Below are 14,785 nucleotides of genomic sequence, written 5' to 3'. Positions count from 1 at the left end.
CTTTCAAACCCTAGTATCATTATAATCGAGTGACCGGATATGTCCATAGCAATTTTCAAAATTTTGTCCCGACTTTTCGACTTTCCCCGTAAAAAGATACAGTGGGACGTCAAAATCCGCCCCACTGTATGATCTTTCGGACACTCTTTTTAATTCTGCAGACCGCCGTCTTCGGCCGGTTTATCGCTGTTTTCTGTTTTTGACGGCTCAATCTTGTCGCCTTCGCCCTCCGGCGCACCGGACGGCGCTGCCGTCAGTTCATCCTGCGGCGCAGTGCTCGTATTGGCATTTTCCTGCGTCACATCTGTTTTCGTGCTGTCCGGGTTCGGCATCGGCGTCGGTGTAGATACCGTTTTTGGCTCTTCATACATCATCGGCTCTGTCCTTGTCAGCACCTTCTTCGTCGAGCTGTTGCTCTGCTGCGCGATTGTAATCTGATCACCGTCTTCCAGGGTCAGACTATGCACCATCAGAATCGACGGGCTGACATAAACGGTATCCTGTATCTCCTCGTTGACTTCCACACGGCTCGATGCCGTAAAGTTTTCTCCGTAAAAATACCAAGTATCTTCTCCGGATTTTTCAATTCGTTCCAGTGTTACCGGCAGAGCACCCATCTGCAGCTTCACACGCTCATACGGTGTCTCTCCGTCTTCTCCGTAAACGTACCGTTTTCCATACAGCATATCATACTGCAGCACCTCGAGATCCACCTGATAATTCTTCGTATTCCGTCTCGTCTGATGATACCGGAAAATGGTTCCGTCATGAATTCCCACACGGTTCATAACCTCTGCTGCAATCTGGTAGGAAGCAATGTTTTCCTGTTTTCTTTTCAGTCCCATATTATCCCAGATTACGTATTCGGTCTGATACAGATAGCGGTTCTCCAGATCTTCTACTTTCAGTCCCATCGTTGGCAGATGGTCCCCGTACATCACAAGTACCACCGGCTCCGGATAATCCGCAAGCTTTGTCGTCAGCTCTTTGACAAATATGTCCATCTCATGAATCTGATTTACATAATATTCCCAGGAGTAATTATTTTTTTCCCGGTCTTCCGCGCCTGTCACTGTAATCTCCGGATCGTCAAGCACCGGCTCTGTCGGATAATCACCGTGGCCCTGTACCGAAATCGTATAGATATAATCCGGTTCGTCTGTCGCATCGAGCGTTTTTATGATCTCTTTTGTCAGAATATGGTCTTTTACCCATCCTGTTGCCGTCACATCCGAGATATCCGGCATATATTCCTCCGAGGTAAAGGTATCAAAACCAAGACGTGAGAACACACTTCTTCTGGAATAGAAGTTTGCTTCATTGTTGTGGATCGCATGGGTCGCATAGCCAAGATTCTTTAAAACATACGGCGCACTCTCACACGTCTCCTCTGAAAGCACCGATTTGTACGGATACTCACCCGCTCCGAAATACCGGAGGCTCATGCCGGAAATAGTTTCAAACTCTGTGTTTGCTGTTCCGGCTCCCACCACCGGCACGCGGAGATAACCGGAAGAATAATCCTTCATCAGCTGCCGGTAATACGGGATCGGATCCTCGGAAATGTTGAGGAAATTAACCAGCTCCGGATCGAAAAAGGACTCCAGCTGCAAAAAGATAATATTCGGTTTTACCGTATCATCCTCTTTTTGTTCGCCTTCACTCGTCTCAATCTGTTTCACGAGCTGTTCGGAATAGCCGTTCGGCTCTGAAATTCCCGTATCAAACAGGGTGACTGCCAGACAGTACGGATAGCCGTAATCCTGGTAGGCAAATGCGATGTTGACGAAATAGCTGGAAAGCACACGCTTTGCAAGCGCCAGATTTGTTGCTCCCGTAAAGAGTACAATTACCAGAGCAATCAACGGCACATTCAGATACCAGCGGATTTTCCCCTGAAATTTCGGTCCTTTGATCCAGACCCATACAAAAAATGCCAATAATGCCACAAGGGCTGCTACGACGAGGATCATGGTACCTTTCGACAGATACTTCGTCACGACCTTTGCGCCGTCGCTTAAATTCCGCAAGTCCGGTCCGGTAAACGGCGTGACGCGGTTCGCCAGAATCACACCGTTAATGATGCCGAGCAGCAGCCAGAAACAGCTCATCACCAGCCGTACCAGCACACGTCTGCGGAACAGATAAACTACCATAAAAGTAGTGAAGATCAAAAATGCATTGTACAAAAAGACCCATGGGCTTTCCACCATGTAGCTCCATGCAGATGCCAGCGAATGGCGGGAAAATGCTTCAATCACCAGATACAGAATACAGCATCCCAGGGCCTGCAGCGGCAAAGAGAGCCAGTTGCAGACTTTCACTACGGTTTCCTTGTTTCCATGCAGTTTTTTTCCTTTTTTCATTTATTTTTTCAGCTGCTCCAATCTTGTCTGAACCTGCTCCATCATCTGCTGATAGTTCGCCAGTTTTTCTTTCTCTGCCTGAACTTTTGCTTCCGGAGCTTTGTTGATAAAGTTCGGGTTGCCAAGCATGCCGTTGGAACGTGCGATCTCTTTTGTCAGACGCTCTTCCTCTTTCGTAAGGCGGGCGATCTCTTTTTCCAGGTCAACCAGCTCGGCAAACGGAATGTAGATCGTTGCCTGCGGGATCACTGCGGATACCGCATCGTCTGCGATGCCGGCTTTGTCTGCCTGTACGTGAACTTCGCTTGCTCCTGCCAGAGTTCCGAAGAATACAGCACCGTTTTTGAAGGTTTCCTGTACAGCAGCATCTTCCGTTACAACGAATACGCTTGCTTTCTTTGACGGCGGTACGTTCATACTGGTGCGGACACCACGGATGCTTCTTACCGCCTCTTTCATCATCTCAACGGCTGCCTCATCCTCTGCGTATGCAAAGTCTTCGGTCTCTTTCGGCCATGCGGCGATCATGATGGAATCCTCGTCCGGATTCAGTGTGCAGTAGATTTCCTCTGTGATGAACGGCATAAACGGATGCAGCAGCTTTAATGCATTGCCAAGAACGGTTTTTAAGGTCCACAGTGCAGCGCCCTTCGTCTCGTCGGTCTCGCTGTACAGACGCGGTTTTACCATCTCGATGTACCAGTCGCAGAACTCCTCCCAGATAAAGTCGTAAACCTTCTGTACGGCGATACCGAGCTCGTAGCGGTCCATGTTGTCCGTTACTTCCGTTGCCAGCGTGTTTACCTTAGAAAGAATCCATTTATCTGCCAGTGTCAGTTTGTCTTTTGGCATTTCAGACGGAACTTCTGCTTTTTCCAGGTTCATCATGATGAACCTGGAAGCGTTCCATACTTTGTTTGCGAAGTTACGGCTGGCTTCTACACGCTCCCAGTAGAAACGCATATCGTTTCCAGGTGCATTACCGGTCATCAAAGTCAGACGGAGAGCATCTGCACCGTATTTGTCAATGACTTCGAGCGGATCGATACCGTTTCCGAGGGATTTACTCATCTTGCGTCCCTGGGAATCACGAACGAGTCCGTGGATCAGTACGTGGTGGAACGGAACCTGTTTGGTCTGCTCCAGTGCGGAGAATACCATACGGATAACCCAGAAGAAGATGATGTCGTATCCGGTTACGAGTACGTCGGTCGGATAGAAATAATCAAATTCCGGTGTTTTCTCCGGCCATCCTAACGTGGAGAACGGCCACAGAGCAGAACTGAACCAGGTGTCCAGGGTATCCGGGTCCTGGGTGAGATGGGTGCTGCCGCATTTCGGGCATTTTTCCGGCATTCCGCCTCTTACAACGGTGATCTCGCCGCAGTCATCACAGGTGTAAGCCGGGATGCGGTGGCCCCACCAGAGCTGACGGGAAATACACCAGTCATGGATGTTATTCAGCCAGTTCTGATAAATTTTGCTGAAGCGGTCCGGGATGAAGTTTACTTCGCCGTTCTTCTCTGCTTCGCTGGCAGCTTTTGCCATATCTGCCATTTTTACAAACCACTGCGGTTTGATCATCGGCTCTACGGTTGTCTTACATCTGTCGTGAGTTCCTACGTTATGAACGTGATCCTGAACCTTTACCAGAAGACCAAGCTTTTCGAGATCCTCTACCATGGCTTTTCTTGCCTCGTAGCGGTCCATGCCGGCGTATTTGCCGCACTTGTTGTTCATGGTTCCGTCATCGTTTAAGATGTTGATCTCTTCGAGGTTGTGGCGTTTTCCTACCTCAAAATCGTTCGGGTCGTGTGCCGGTGTAATTTTAACGCATCCGGTTCCGAACTCTTTGTCTACGTAAGCATCTGCGATAACCGGGATTTCACGGTCGGTCAGCGGCAGTTTCAGCATTTTTCCTACAATATCGGTGTATCTTTCATCCTCCGGATTGACAGCTACGGCAGTATCGCCGAGCAGAGTCTCCGGACGGGTCGTTGCGATTTCTACGAAGCGGCCTTCTTCTCCAACTACCGGGTAGTTGATGTGCCAGAAGTGGCCTGCCTGCTCCTGATATTCAACCTCTGCATCGGAGATGGAAGTCTGGCATACCGGGCACCAGTTGATGATGCGGCTTCCTTTGTAGATCCATCCTTTTTCATACAGACGGCAGAATACTTCTTCTACGGCTTTGGAGCATCCCTCGTCCATGGTGAAGCGTTCTCTCTCCCAGTCTGCGGAGGAGCCGATCTTTCTTAACTGGCTGTTGATGCGTCCGCCGTACTCTTTCTTCCACTCCCAGCAGTGCTCCAGGAATTTTTCGCGTCCGATTTCATCTTTGTCGATGCCCTGCTCTTTGAGCATATTGGTAACTTTTACCTCGGTTGCAATCGCCGCATGGTCGGTTCCCGGCTGCCAGAGGACTTCATATCCCTCCATCCGTTTGAAACGGCAGAGAATATCCTGCATGGTGTTGTCGAGTGCATGGCCCATGTGAAGCTGTCCGGTTACGTTCGGAGGCGGCATCATAATGGTAAACGGTTTTTTGTTCGGGTTTACAGTGGCGTGGAAATATCCTTTATCCAGCCATTTCTGATACAGTCTGTCCTCGAGTCCCTTCGGATCGTAGGTCTTTGCGAGTTCTTTGCTCATGAGATCCTCCTTTTATGTTTGGTGTATTGTGGTATTTATTCCCGCAGAGGCTTGTCTTAAATCAAAAACGCCCTTCACATACACATAACATGCATGCAAAGGGCGAAAATTCCGCGGTACCACCTTAATTTGTATCTCGTTTCGGAGTCTGTAACGTGACTCATGCGTGAGAACCTAATCATCACATCTTCTGTGCTTTTCAGCTCTCCGGTTCAGAAGCTACCTTCCATGACCACCTTCCCGGACAGCCTTTCAGCCGGTGAACCATCCTCTCTTTTGGGGCCTGCCATGTACTCCTCTTCCTCATAACCTTTTCTTTTTCTGTTGGAATAGAAACTGCATTTATCATAATCGCGTTTTTTTATTTTGTCAAGCCGCCGCGGGCAAAAACCTTTCTTCTTATGGAAGTTTTAAGATTTCACGCGCTTATTTTCGGTGAATCCGCGATGCACAGTACTGCATTTCTGCGCGGCCGTACGACGCGTAGCGGACCTGTTCTTTCGAAAACGGCTTCGCATTGCTTGGCCGTCCCAGGTTTTCGCCGTGGATCACCTGATCCACAAGGTCGATGAGATCTGCGAGAACACCGAGGCTGAGCGGATTGTAAACCGGATGCGCCGTCGATTCAAACACCTGCGTGTGATGACCGCCGAAGAATTTCATGCGGCCGCCCCTCTTCACAAGCCACACCATCAGTCCGACCAGCCCGTCGTAATACTCTTCCAGGCTCGTTCCGCCCGGCACCTGCATCCAGACACCGCAGCCGCTTCCGATCGCATCTCCGGTGAACAGGTAATTCTGTTTCGTCTCCAGCACAACAACGCTGCCCGGCGTATGGCCCGGTGTCTGACAGACGGCCAGCTCTGTGCCGCCGAGCGGAATCACGGAATCGGTACGGATGTCATGAATCTCCTCCCACGGTTTTAATTTTCCCGCTGTCAGTACGCTGAGCGTCTCCGGGTCCATCTTCTTTTCGTCGTGGCACATGTAAACCTCGTTGAACTCATCGATATGATACATGTGATCCGGGTGCGCATGCGTGATAACCAGCAGCAGAGGCTTATCTGTCAACTCCCTTATCACCGGCAGAATCTTTGCGCCTGCTGTGATGCCGGTATCAATCACAGCCGCTTTCTCTTCTCCTTCTACCACATAGAACGACGAATTTCCCGCGTCAAGAATACAGTAAATTTTTTCTCCGATTTCTGTTACCTGAAAACCTTCCATGATGTAAAACCTCCTTAAAATAATAATGTACCCTCGGAGTCTTTCTGTGCTTGCTTTTTCCCTTTCGGCAATTCAGTGCCCCGCGTTCTCTTCCCCGATGATAATCGAAAGCAGCGTATGATCCAGCATGATCGTGCGGTTCCACGGATTGAAAATCACACCGCTGATCTCCTTTGTTTCGGATGCCATGTGGATCAGCTGTTCCAGACTCACGAGAAACGTAGATTTCACGCTGCTGCTCCCCTTTAATTCCTCATCAAAGCTCGTAAACGCGGCCCACCAGACTTTTCCGTCTGCGCTCTTTACCGTTCCGATCCGGATCTGATCGTCGCCGGATGGCGGTTCCACGGAAAGAATCGCCTGTCCGCCCTCTTTCATTCTGCGGCGGATTACCGTCAGCACATGTGCCAGCAGTTCCGGCGTCGGCTCCTTTTGCAGTCCCAGAATTGCTTCCTCTATCGTTTCATTCCCCTGCAGCCCTTCGTCCTTTGGAGTTTCCATTTTTTTTGCCATTGCTCTTGTCCTTTCTTTTTCGCTTTTCCCACACAGAATCTGTGTACCATCATCCCCGGCAGCTTCGGCACTTCCGATGACCTTTACTCTGCGCCTACCCAGATGCCATCTTCCCCGCAGAATCTGCACTCTTTTGATAAATCCAAAACGTTTTCCATCCGCTTTAAGATCTGATCGTACTTCCCTTCCCGCATCAATGCAATCGTCACCTGATCCGTTCCGATCTGCAGATGGCGGAAGCCGCGTTTTCCTTCCTCCGTCCACGGCAGAGTCAGCTCCAGTTCAAAGCCGCCGCTGCTTCCGTACAGCTCACCCGGCTGTTCGTCCGCAAACAGCTCGAAAAGCGGCTGATAATATGCTTTGAAATAATTCTCCTCTGGAAACCAAAGTGTCCCGTCCCCGGTCCGCTCCGGCTCTTTTACAACGGCATTCAGATAGCCTCTCTCGTAATACGTCATGCACGCCGCGCTCTTCGCCAGCGGATTTTCATTGATCTTCTCGATCTCCGACGCCGCCCGGCATCCGTTTCCAAAGGCCGCCTGGCTGTTCTCGCTCCTGCCGACCGGCTCCCAGACGCTCCATGCGTTCTGCTTTCCGTATCCGATCAGATCCTGGCGGTATGCACCGTTGTATTTTACAAATTTTTTCTCCCCCGGCTGCTCGATCAGGTTCAGCGGTACCATACAGTCAATTCCGTACAGCTTCTGCGCAATCAGCCGCGTGTAGATGATGCCGAGATAATGACAGATTGCACTGCGCTCCGCCGTGTCGAGATACATAATCTGCTCCGCTTTTGCCAGCTGGTCGCCGCGTGTTTCGAGCACACTCTCCACCATCGCAATCCGTGACTGCAGCTCCGCCTTCCGTTTTCCGCGGTAGCGCGCCGACAGACGGCCATACGGCATCGTGCTTGCAAGAACCGCGTGCAGCAGCTCCAGATTCGTGTATTTGATCATAATATCTTTCTTATTTAAACCGAGCTCTGCGTCGGTATCGACTTCCGTCACATTGATGATATATGTTTTTTCTTCGGTCAGTATCATTTGTTTTGCCTCTCTTTTTCAGTACTCTCTTCCATGCTCCTTCAGCCAGCTCTGCCACACTTTGTAATCGGGCATCTGCTGTGCCACCACCGCGTAAAACCGCGCGGAATGGTTCATCTCTTTCCGGTGCGCCAGCTCGTGGATAACGACGTAATCCATCACGTGCTCCGGCATCAGCACCAGCTTCCAGTTGTAGTTCAGGTTTCCGGCGCTGCTGCAGCTGCCCCAGCGGGTTTTCTGCTCACGAATTGTGATTCTGCCATACGTTACGCCCATCTCTTTTGCAAAATGTGCCGTCTTTTCCGCCAGCATCTGCGCCGCACGTTTAACCGCCGCTTTTCGTTCTGCTTCCGTCAGACGGTTCGCTGCTTTCTGCTCTGCGGCCGCCAACGCTTTTTCCCGGTGTGTGTAAATCCAATCCTGTTTTTCTTTTAAGAATGCTTCGATTTTGTATTTTGCCATCCGTTTCGGTGCGCGCACCACCACGCTTCCATCCGCTTTGACCTGGACGGCGAGCGTTTTACGGGCGGAATACACGATCTCATAGGGAATCTGTTTTAAAATCCGTTCTGCGCTGTCTTTCTGTTCCATTTATTTTTCCTCAAAAGCTGTCTGTTTTACCATTTTTTTGCCTGTTTTTCATTATACCTTTTTCCCGGCGGAAACGCAATCGGATTGCTCACAGAAAAAAAACGCGAGCAGAATCACCGTTTTTCTTCCAGCAATTCTGCTCACATTTTTCCTTCTCTTATTTCAGCTCAATTTTTTTCTGCTTTCTTCGGATGCACAGCCTCACAAATAAAATCGCCGCCTGCACACAGAGAATCATCACCAAAATTCCAATCATAGACAGCGCTGTTGCCCCCAGTCTGATCAGTTTTCCCATTCTTTTTTCCTCACTTTTCTTTCTATCGTGCCAGAACCGGATCGGCTGCCGCATCCCACAGCAGGCTGTCCGTCTCACTTTGTTCCAGGTATCCATATTTTACCATTGCCGCCAGCACCTGCTTTTCCCGCTGCAGCGCCAGATCCGCGTGGCGCGACGGTGCGTAGGCGGACGGTGCATTCGGGATTCCGGCGAGGAGAACGGCTTCGCTGTCGCTCAGCTCCTGCGGTTCTTTCCCGAAGTAGCCAAGCGACGCTTCTTTCAGTCCATAGTAGCCATCCCCGAAATAGATGGTATTGATGTACAATTCCAGAATTTCTTCTTTCGAGAGCTGCCGTTCCACATAGAGTGCCGTCCACGCCTCTGCCGCTTTCCTGGCAAGTGTCTTATTCTGATCGTAATACATGTTTTTTACCAGCTGCTGTGTGATGGTACTGCCTCCCTGCTCCGGTTTCATCACGCGGATATCATGTACAACGGCCCGCGCCATGCTGATCCAGTCTATCCCGTGATGTGTGTAATACCGGTGATCCTCAACAGCAAGCACCGCTTTTTTGTACAGATCAGGCACCTGTTCAAGAGAAGCCCACTGTGCTCCGCTTCTGGCTTCCTCTACTGCCTGCGCAAGCGGCTTTTCCTTCACTGCCTTCTGATAGAAAACATATCCCTGGATTGCCCAGAACATTCCGGCCGTCAGCAGGATCAGGCAGAAAAATGCCAGAAAACCTCCAACCATTTTTCCCGCTGTTCCCCGGTGTTTTCGTGTTCTTTTTCTCATGGTTTCAAACCCCTTTGTTGTTCTTTCCTGCTTTCTATCCTACCATATCTCCCTTAACGCCTTCTTGCCTCTTTCTTAGGAATTCATTAAAATTTTGAAACTGTATGAAATGCATTTTGCACGTTTTCAAATAACCGCTGCTGCTGCGGAATACTTTAACCGAATCAGGCAAGTAGCGAAGCGGATTGCGAATATCCGCTTGACAAAACAGAAAAAGACAGACACCTGGCAGATTGTCAGGATGCCTGTCTCTTGTTTTTATCTTTTGGTTTTTCAGAAACGCTCTGTGATTATGCTGCGGTTCCGTAGTTCATTACATGAGCTGCTGACAGTGCTTTTCGAACGGCTACACCGAGAATTTCAGCTACTACAACGGAAATCACATCTTTTACGATGTACGGAACGGAAACTGCCAGGAAGGAAGCCGGGATCGTGTTTCCTGTTACAATAGAAAACTGTACCACACCGAATGCGTGACATACCGCAAGACCTGCGATTCCAAGAACGAATGGTTTGCCCGGGAAGCCTTTTTTAATTCCGGCACCGCAGAGCATTGCCATCGGAATAAATCCGAAAATAAAGCCGCCGGCCGGTCCGAGAAGAGCGCCGAAGCCACCGCTCATGCCGGCATAAACCGGAACGCCGATCGCGCCGAGGATCAGATAAAGAGCGGACGATGCACCTCCCAATTTCCAGCCAAGCACGTAGCCGCAAAATGCCATTGCAAAGGTCTGCAGCGTCACTGGAACGCCGGTCGGAAGCGGAATCGTCACAATGGACAGTACCGCAAGCACTGCCGTCATCATGCCGGTCAGTACAATCTGTTTTGTGGTAAGTTTTGATTTTTTCATGAATGTAAGTCCTCCTCGCAGGTTCTTGTATCCAATTCTTTCTGCTTTTGAATTGTTAACCTTGTTTCAATATAGGTTAATATTTCACTTTTGTCAATCCCTTTTTTAAAAATGCAGAGAGTTCTGCTACGGTTCTGTTACACTTCCTGAAAATAACGGTCACCCTCTTGTTTTCTATTTTCTTTCTATGGTATACTGTATAGTCTCGGAGTTTTTCCGTGAATGTTCACCCGATACAAACGATGAATTTTTATTCCATTTGAAAGGAGATACCCTCTATGAAACCTTCCGAAAATCCTCTCGGCTCGGAACCGGTCAGCACTCTTTTGCGGCGTTTTGCGATTCCGAGCGTCATCGCGATGCTCGTCAGCGCCCTCTATAACATGGTAGACCAGCTCTTTATCGGTCACAGCATCGGCGTGCTCGGAAACGCAGCGACCAACGTAGCGTTCCCACTCAGCATGGTCTGCACATCCATCGGTCTGCTCTGCGGCATCGGCGGTGCTGCAAACTTCAATCTCTGCATGGGCAGAAAGGATCCGGAGCACGCGAAATCCTATGTTGGAAATGCCATCTCCATGCTGGCAATCCTCGGTGTGATCCTCTGCGTTGCCGTTCAGCTTTTTCTGCGTCCGATGATGCTTCTCTTTGGTGCGACGCCGGATGTCATTGATTACGCCTGTACTTACACCAGAATTACCTCCATCGGCTTCCCGTTTCTGATCGTCACAATCGGCGGCTCCAACCTGATCCGCGCGGATGGCAGCCCGAAATTTTCCATGCTGTGCAACCTGGTCGGCGCGATCGTCAACACGATTCTCGACCCGCTGTTCATCTTCGTTTTCCACATGGGCATGGCAGGTGCAGCGCTCGCCACGATCACCGGACAGATTTTATCATTCGCGCTCGTTGTCTTCTATCTGCGCGGTTTTAAAACGCTGCCGCTTTCTCTTTCCGATCTGAAGCCAAAAATAGCCTGCTGGGCACGGATCGCTGCGCTTGGTGCAACTCCGGCATTCAATCAGGTGGCAATGATGGTTGTTCAGATCGTTATGAACAACACACTGACCTACTACGGCTCCAATTCCGTCTATGGAAGCGACATTCCGCTTGCATGCGCCGGTATTATTTCAAAGGTGAATATGCTGTTCTTCTCCTTTGTCATCGGCATTTCCCAGGGACTTCAGCCGATTGTCAGCTTCAACTTCGGTGCACAGAAATATGACCGCGTGAAGGACGCTTATAAAAAAGCAGTTTTTGCGGCGACTGCCATTTCCATCGTCGCCTTCCTCTGCTTCCAGCTCTTTCCGCGCCAGATTATCGGCATTTTTGGTTCCGGTTCAGAAGAGTACCTGCATTTTGCAGAGCGGTACTTCCGCATTTTCCTGTTTTTCACATTCCTGAACGGTATCCAGCCGGTCAGCTCAAACTTCTTTACCTCAATCGGAGCACCGAAGAAGGGTATTTTTCTTTCGCTGACGAGACAGATTATTTTCCTGCTTCCGCTGCTGCTGATTTTTCCGTATCTCTTCGGCATTGACGGCGTGATGTACACTGCACCGATTGCAGACCTTGCAGCCGCATCAGTCAGCATCGTTATGGTCGTGCGGGAATTTAAGATCATGGCAGAGCTACAGAAGGCTGCCGCCTGAAAACAGGTTTCTTTCCCGGAGCGTTTCTGCAAAAGACTTTTCGTGAGCTGCGGTTGCCAGGGTCCTGTTAAAATACGGATCTTAGATCATTGCCGTGTAAGTAAAAAAATCGTATGCTGTTGCTTTTTCCACAACAGCATACGATTTTTTTATGCGTTATCCACACTTTTCTTTATTTATTCACATGCATCCACATCAGTCCATGCGAAGAATCATGGTCAGGATTCGTTTTGCACAAAGAGCGATTTCGTCGCGGGTGATGTATCCCTTCTCAAATGCCTCCTGTACGCGCTCCTCGTATCCGTTTGCCATTTTGATATCATTTCCGGCTTTTGTCTCGCGGTAATGCTCGCCGTGGGTCCACCAGTCGGTCGTTACCATTCCCTTAAAGTCCCACTCACCGCGCAGAATACCGGTCAAAAGATCCTTGTTCTCAGATGCCTGAACGCCGTTGATCAGGTTGTAGGACGACATGATTGTGTATGGATCTGCCTCTTTTACAATGATCTCGAAGGCTTTCAGGTAAATCTCACGCAGCGCACGCTCGGAAACGCGGGAATCGCTGTCTTTTCGGTTTGTTTCTTTGTTGTTGCAGCAGAAGTGTTTCACACTTGCCCCGATATGCTCGGACTGCATACCGCGTACCATTGCCGCACCGGATTTTCCGGCCACAAGCGGATCCTCGGAATAATACTCGAAGTTTCTTCCGCAGAGCGGGCTTCTGTGAATGTTGACAGCCGGGGTCAGCCAGATGCCGATATTGTTTTCTTTGACTTCCTCTCCGCCGGCTTTACCGATCTCTTCGATCAGCTCCGGATCCCAGGTGCAGGCAAGCAATGTTGCACACGGCCATGCGGTCGTGTTGACACCGCACTGCGGCTGGATTCGAAGGCCTGCCGGTCCGTCTGCGGTCATGATATTCGGGATGCCGTACTCAGGCAGATTTCCCATGCCAAACGTGTTGGCAACTCCAGTGTTCGGCTGACCGCCGAGCAGATGAATGAGTGCTTCTGTCGGAAGCTTATCTACAAACTCGTCGAGCGTTTCTTTTCCTTCGACCACATTCATCAGGTTCGGATTCGTCTTTGCTGCCTCCATAAGCTCGCCAAAACTCTTTCTCTCCTGTGCTTTGACTGCCGGGAGGAAACCTTCCAGAGTCAGCTTATCCTGACGCTCCAGTCCTTCTTCCTCGACAAGACCGTTATCGGTCGGAAGCGCTTCGTAGGTTCCATCCGCAAGGAGACGTTTTTCCAGCTTATGCGGAGCGGCAAGGCTGGTGTACTGTGCAGTCACTTTTGCCTCTGCCAGATCGTAGGTGAAGTCCAGTTTCTTCGCATCTCTTACATTGTTTCCAACGTAGAAGACGTAGCTTCCTGCCTCAAGAACATAGGCAGATTTTGCAACCTTTCCAAGATCATCAAAAGATGCCATATCTTCCACTGTAAAGGAAAGAACGACTCTCTGTGTCTCGCCTGGCTGCAGCAGTCTTGTTTTCCGGTAAGCGCCGAGCTCTTTGGCCGGTTTGCCAAGCTTGCCCTGCGGTGCGCCATAGTAGAGCTGTACAACTTCTTTTCCGGCACGTTTTCCAGTGTTGGTAACAGATGCTTTTACAACAATCTTTCCATCCTTCTCTTCTGCCCCCAGAACCTCTGTCTCAAAGCTGGTGTAGGAAAGGCCGAAGCCGAACGGATAATTGACCTTCTCCGCTGCGCCAGGAATCGTCTCGAAATAACGGTAGCCAACGTAGATATCCTCGTTGTAATCCACGTAATAAACGGATTTATGGAAGTTCTCGGTGGATGGATAATCCTCGAGGGTTGCTGCGTAGGTATCAACCAGTTTACCGGATGGGTTGACGTCGCCTGTTACAACGTCCGCTGCCGCGAGGCCGCCTTCCATGCCGCCCTGCCATGCCATCAGCACCGCCGGAATCTCTTTGCAGTCTTTGAACCAGCTGGTATCAACCATACCGCCGACGTTCATGACAACGATGACATTTTTAAAGTTTGCTTTTACTTTTTCTACCATGGCTGCTTCGCCGTTTGTCAGGCAGAAGTCGCCGTTTTCGAAGATGCTGGCGCTCAGCTCGATCTGTTTTTTCTCATCCTCAAACAGCTCATAGCCTTCCTCGGTGATCTGGCATTTGCGGTCCCAGCCCTCGCCGGAGAAGCGGCAGATGGTGATGATTGCGGTATCGGTATATGCTTTTGCTTTCTGTACCAGCTCGTCCGGTACTTCCGGCTCTCTTGTCATGCCCGGTACAGCACCTGCAGCATACTGTTCTTTTACATTTTTCTCATAGAATTCCGGAAGTTCATGGAACAGAGAAACCTCCCCCTCGGCTTCTTTGATCTTCATGCCTTCGTAGAAGTTGCGGATATACTCGACCGTAACGTCACCGCTTCCGCCGCCGCCTTTTACGTAATCAATCGTTCCTTTTCCGAATAAGGCTACCTTTGTGCCTTTTGCGAGCGGCAGTGTGTCGTTCTCGTTTTTTACCAGAACCATACCCTCGCCTGCTGCTTTTCTGGAAAGTGCGATATGTTCAGCGCTTCCTGTTACCCTTTTTCCGTCTTTTCCCAGCGGCAGAACCGGCTGGTAAAGACTTCTCTGCCATTTACCCATTTTAAGCTTACCTCCTGTATTTTCCGGTGCGCAGATCGCTTTCCGAACGCGCCCCATTCTGTCTTTATGATACGAAGTTTTGGAGTGGATGTCAATTGATTTTTCAGCATTTTATCCTGTTTTTCGTTTCTTTTTCTTTTGATTTTATTCTATTTTGCCAATTTTTCAGGCATTCGTCGTTTCTTTCCTTTC

At 49.9% G+C, this 14,785-nt stretch carries 11 protein-coding genes; 1 reads left to right on the top strand and 10 read right to left on the bottom strand.

The window, feature by feature from the left end:
* Nucleotides 1-149: 149 nt before the first annotated feature.
* The 9 genes from DXD02_RS05840 to DXD02_RS05805 all read right to left on the bottom strand — a co-directional run bounded on the left by DXD02_RS05840 (nucleotide 150) and on the right by DXD02_RS05805 (nucleotide 10,316).
* Complete coding sequence (locus DXD02_RS05840; protein ID WP_118666544.1) at nucleotides 150-2,366, bottom strand: LTA synthase family protein; 2,217 nt, start codon at nucleotides 2,364-2,366, stop codon at nucleotides 150-152.
* Nucleotides 2,367-5,018: a valine--tRNA ligase gene (locus DXD02_RS05835; protein ID WP_055266296.1), complete on the bottom strand. Its 2,652-nt coding sequence runs from the start codon at nucleotides 5,016-5,018 to the stop codon at nucleotides 2,367-2,369.
* Nucleotides 5,019-5,444: 426 nt separating this feature from the next.
* Nucleotides 5,445-6,245: an MBL fold metallo-hydrolase gene (locus DXD02_RS05830; protein ID WP_118666543.1), complete on the bottom strand. Its 801-nt coding sequence runs from the start codon at nucleotides 6,243-6,245 to the stop codon at nucleotides 5,445-5,447.
* A gap of 72 nt (nucleotides 6,246-6,317) precedes the next feature.
* The gene (locus tag DXD02_RS05825; protein ID WP_243002073.1) at nucleotides 6,318-6,758 is read right to left on the bottom strand and encodes an SseB family protein; all 441 of its coding nucleotides are present in this window, start codon (nucleotides 6,756-6,758) and stop codon (nucleotides 6,318-6,320) included.
* A gap of 83 nt (nucleotides 6,759-6,841) precedes the next feature.
* Nucleotides 6,842-7,801, bottom strand: a complete 960-nt coding sequence (locus DXD02_RS05820; protein ID WP_118666542.1) for a hypothetical protein — start codon at nucleotides 7,799-7,801, stop codon at nucleotides 6,842-6,844.
* An 18-nt stretch (nucleotides 7,802-7,819) separates the two neighbouring features.
* Nucleotides 7,820-8,392: a M48 family metallopeptidase gene (locus DXD02_RS05815; protein ID WP_118666541.1), complete on the bottom strand. Its 573-nt coding sequence runs from the start codon at nucleotides 8,390-8,392 to the stop codon at nucleotides 7,820-7,822.
* A gap of 157 nt (nucleotides 8,393-8,549) precedes the next feature.
* The gene (locus DXD02_RS15410; protein WP_156327580.1) at nucleotides 8,550-8,687 is read right to left on the bottom strand and encodes a hypothetical protein; all 138 of its coding nucleotides are present in this window, start codon (nucleotides 8,685-8,687) and stop codon (nucleotides 8,550-8,552) included.
* A gap of 22 nt (nucleotides 8,688-8,709) precedes the next feature.
* A complete protein-coding gene (locus DXD02_RS05810) occupies nucleotides 8,710-9,465 on the bottom strand; it encodes a transglycosylase domain-containing protein (RefSeq protein WP_243106431.1) in 756 nt (251 codons plus the stop codon).
* Nucleotides 9,466-9,755: 290 nt separating this feature from the next.
* Complete coding sequence (locus DXD02_RS05805) at nucleotides 9,756-10,316, bottom strand: biotin transporter BioY (protein ID WP_022461328.1); 561 nt, start codon at nucleotides 10,314-10,316, stop codon at nucleotides 9,756-9,758.
* A gap of 278 nt (nucleotides 10,317-10,594) precedes the next feature.
* On the opposite strand from DXD02_RS05805, the gene DXD02_RS05800 reads away from it, so the two are divergent.
* Nucleotides 10,595-11,968, top strand: coding sequence for an MATE family efflux transporter (locus DXD02_RS05800; protein WP_118666540.1), 1,374 nt, complete (start codon nucleotides 10,595-10,597; stop codon nucleotides 11,966-11,968).
* Nucleotides 11,969-12,163: 195 nt separating this feature from the next.
* Here DXD02_RS05800 and DXD02_RS05795 read toward each other — a convergent pair whose 3' ends face one another.
* A complete protein-coding gene (locus DXD02_RS05795; RefSeq protein ID WP_118666539.1) occupies nucleotides 12,164-14,593 on the bottom strand; it encodes a glycoside hydrolase family 3 protein in 2,430 nt (809 codons plus the stop codon).
* Between the last annotated feature and the right edge of the window lie 192 nt (nucleotides 14,594-14,785).

Origin of the sequence: Blautia sp. TF10-30, from assembly GCF_003481245.1 — a bacterium.
Classification (GTDB): domain Bacteria; phylum Bacillota; class Clostridia; order Lachnospirales; family Lachnospiraceae; genus Fusicatenibacter; species Fusicatenibacter saccharivorans.
Note: the sequence above shows the minus strand (reverse complement) of the source record. Positions and strands in the feature narration are given on the sequence as shown.